Origin of the sequence: Streptomyces aureus (assembly GCF_001418135.1) — a bacterium.
Taxonomy (GTDB): Bacteria; Actinomycetota; Actinomycetes; order Streptomycetales; family Streptomycetaceae; genus Streptomyces; species Streptomyces aureus_A.
This window is the reverse complement of the sequence record NZ_LIPQ01000670.1, coordinates 1-3,110: the sequence shown is the minus strand read 5'-3', so window position 1 is coordinate 3,110 and position 3,110 is coordinate 1. Positions and strand designations below refer to the sequence as shown.

At 73.6% G+C, this 3,110-nt stretch carries 2 protein-coding genes; both read right to left on the bottom strand.

The window, feature by feature from the left end; genetic code table 11:
• The coding region (locus AOK00_RS35915) for a Mu transposase C-terminal domain-containing protein (RefSeq protein ID WP_159041936.1) at positions 1-1,591 on the bottom strand (1,591 nt) is incomplete at its 3' end.
• Positions 1,592-1,634: 43 nt separating this feature from the next.
• Positions 1,635-2,738, bottom strand: coding sequence for an ATP-binding protein (locus tag AOK00_RS35910; RefSeq protein ID WP_159041935.1), 1,104 nt, complete (start codon positions 2,736-2,738; stop codon positions 1,635-1,637).
• Between the last annotated feature and the right edge of the window lie 372 nt (positions 2,739-3,110).

The window sequence follows — 3,110 nt, the reverse complement described above, 5'->3', positions numbered from 1 at the left end:
GGATCAAGTCGGGAAGTGCCAGCCGTGCGACGTCGGTGTAGTCGGAGGCGGCGAGTTCACGCTCGGCCCGAGCGGCCGTGACGGCTCCCAGCCGCTGGGCGGGCTCCGCGCTGGTGGTGGGGGCGAAGCGCTGGCGGCGCAGGCGTTCGGCGGCCTTCGTGTCGGCCCGCAGGCGCCGGGCGCGCTCCGCGCGTGCCTCGCGCAGCGCCTGCAGTTGCTCGGGGGTGGCCGCGTCCGCGAGGTGCGCCGGGCCGAGGTGGCGGCCGCGGGCGTCGCAGACCTCGATCTCGTGGTCGTGGTGGGGCATGTAGCGCACGCGGACCTGGCGGCCGGCCTGGCCGGTCATCCACGCGGCGGTGTAGGTGCGGCCGCGCCAGCTCACGCCGTGGCTGGTCAGCTTCCGGGGCCGGCCGTCGTCCTCGAGAGTGAAAGCCCACAGGTCGGCGGCGGGGATGTCGGTGACAGGGGTCGGATCGGCCTGCCACGCCTCCAGCGGCGTACGGCCCGACAGGGCTTTCGGGCGGTGCGCGGTGTTCCACCAGTTCGTCCACTCCAGGACCTCTGCGGTGAAGTCCTGGAACGACAGGGCGGACAGCGCCCCCGCGGGACGTCCGCGCCGCTCCGAGCGGGGCCTGGTGGGCCCGGCGGTGTAGCCGGGCAGGGCGGCGAACAGCATCCGGTCCGCAGCCCGGTTGAGGCTCTCCACCGTGCCTTTCAGATGCGGGCTGTAGGCGGGCAAGTCCTTGACCGTCACACCCATCGCACCGAGCGCGGTGGTCACGGCGGCCGACAGGAAGTCCTTGCCCCGGTCCATCCTCACCAGCTCCGGCACTCCCCCGGCCGGGCCGTAGGGATCGTCCCGCACCACTGCGGCGCGCAAAGCAGCCAGTACCGACGCGCGGGAGGGATGGCCCGGGGTGACAGCGGTACCGGTGATGACCTTAGTGGCGGTGTCGATGAACCAGGTGATCCACGGGCGCACCAGGTCGCCGTCAGCGTCGACCAGCAGCGGGGCCTGGACGTGGTCAGTCTCCCAGGCGTAGTTGCGCCATGACGCCGGCCGCTTGCCGAACACGTCATGGGCGCGTGCTGCTTCCGGTCCGCTGGCGAGACCGGCGCGCTCCCCCGCCGTCAGATCGCGGCGCAGCGCGCGCAGGAACGTCGACAGGGACGGGACCGGATCCAGCAGCGGCACCTGCGACAGGGCTGCCCCGCCCGGCACAGCCACCAGGCCGGGCGGGACGGGCCCAGCAGCGCCGGACGTATGTGCTGGTACGCCCCCGGCCTCGGCTGCGGCGCGCTCCACGAGCTGGCGGTGGACTGCGGAGGCGTTGCCGTGCCAGTACGCCAGCAGCACCCGGATTTCCGCGGTGATCTCGAACCTGCTCGTGTGGCGGGCTCCGGGGTGCGCAGCCGCCTCCGGGCTCTGGGACGCCTCAGCCAGCCACCGCCACACCGTGCGCTCCGATGCCCCCAGGCACTCCCCCGCCAGCCGCACGTGCTGCCGCGATAGACCACCCCGGGCCCGCAGCGCCAGCAGGCGGCGCACCGCAGGCGCCCGCAGCGCAACCAGCGACTGCTTTCCGAGCACGCCGGCCGGATCCCCCGACGGTGGCGGCCGCTGTCCTCCCGCGTCAACGCCGTGGCCGCCGTTGGTATCCCTCGATCCGCTCTCCGTCATCTCGCCGTTTCTCTCCTTGCCGAACGGGGTGAGGTTCTCTGCCGCCGGAACCGATGCGTCCCGGGCGCGTGAGAGTGGCGGTCATGAGTACGGACCGAGCCGGGCGCAGGCCTGGTCGATCACGTCCCGATCCACACCCGCACCGGGGTCGCGGCCCCGGGCTGCACAGACATGTGAGGTGATCTTCGCCCAGGTACGGAAGTTGCCGCGGGGTCTGCTCATCCGCCCGCCCCAGGTCGGCCGGGTCAGCGTCCTCCCACACCGGGTGGAACAGACCCAGCGTCCGCGGTACGTCCTGCGTGTCGAGGCGGCTGACCTGGTGCCAGGTCAGAACCCGGGAACGCATCGCCGCAGCTCGGGCCAGCGCCCGCTCGCTGCCCGCCCCGCACAACACCAGGGCAGCCGCACAGCCCGGCAAGTCCCACAGCTGCCGCAGGTAGTCCAGCACCGGCGGCGACAGACGCTGCGCGTCGTCGAGGAACAGCACACCCGGCTCAGCCAGCACCTCAGCCAGCGCTTGGTCGGCCGGTCCGGCCCGGTGGGTCAAAGACCCCGACGGCAGTCCCAGCGCCTCGCACAACGCGGCCCGCACCTGCGGCAGCCCGGGCCTGACTCCCACCACCGCCCGCCACACCGGCACCCGGGCAGGCAGCAGATGCAGAGCCTGCTCGACCGCGACCGTCTTCCCCAGCCCCGTGTCCCCGTACACACAGCCGATCCCCCGCGCGGCGACCGTATGCCCCACCGCCTCCACCACCCCGGCCACCTGCCGCGTGGACACCAGCCGCGCTCCCGGCGCGTACAGGCGCACTCCACCCGACACCCGGGTACGCGAAGCGGTCTTCACCGCGCCGGGCCGCTGTTCACCGCCCGTGCCGGACGGCATGGCATCCGGGCCGTCCACGACCGGCGGACCGTTCGCACCCTCTGCGAAGCCGAGTTCGGCCAGCGCCCGGTCGTACCGGCTCGGCTCCACCCGGCCCGACGCCGCCCGGGCGACCTGAAGCACCCGGCCCGCCCGCAACTCGTCCTTGATCGCACGGTGCAGGGTCGCCAAGGACGGCACAAACTCCGCCCCCCCAGTGCTCCAGGACGCCCTCGTCCTGCGCCCGGAGCATCCTTCGGCGCAGTTCGGCGACGTTCCCGCCCGCCTGGGTCAGCACCTCCCACAAGGCGTCCCCCACCACGAACCCGCCCTGCCGTGGCCGCGCCTCCAGCCGCCCCTCGCGTCCCTCGGCCAGCCACCGCCATACCGTCCGCTCCGTCACGCCCGCCAAACCAGCCACGATCCGCACGTGCAACGACGACAGACCACCCTCACCCCGGTCCACCACGAGCAGCCGCCGCACCACCACAGCCCGCACCACCCGCCCGGCCTCCGCCGAACCAGGCGGACCCGGCGCCGTCTCCCCCACCGGGGTTCCCGAAC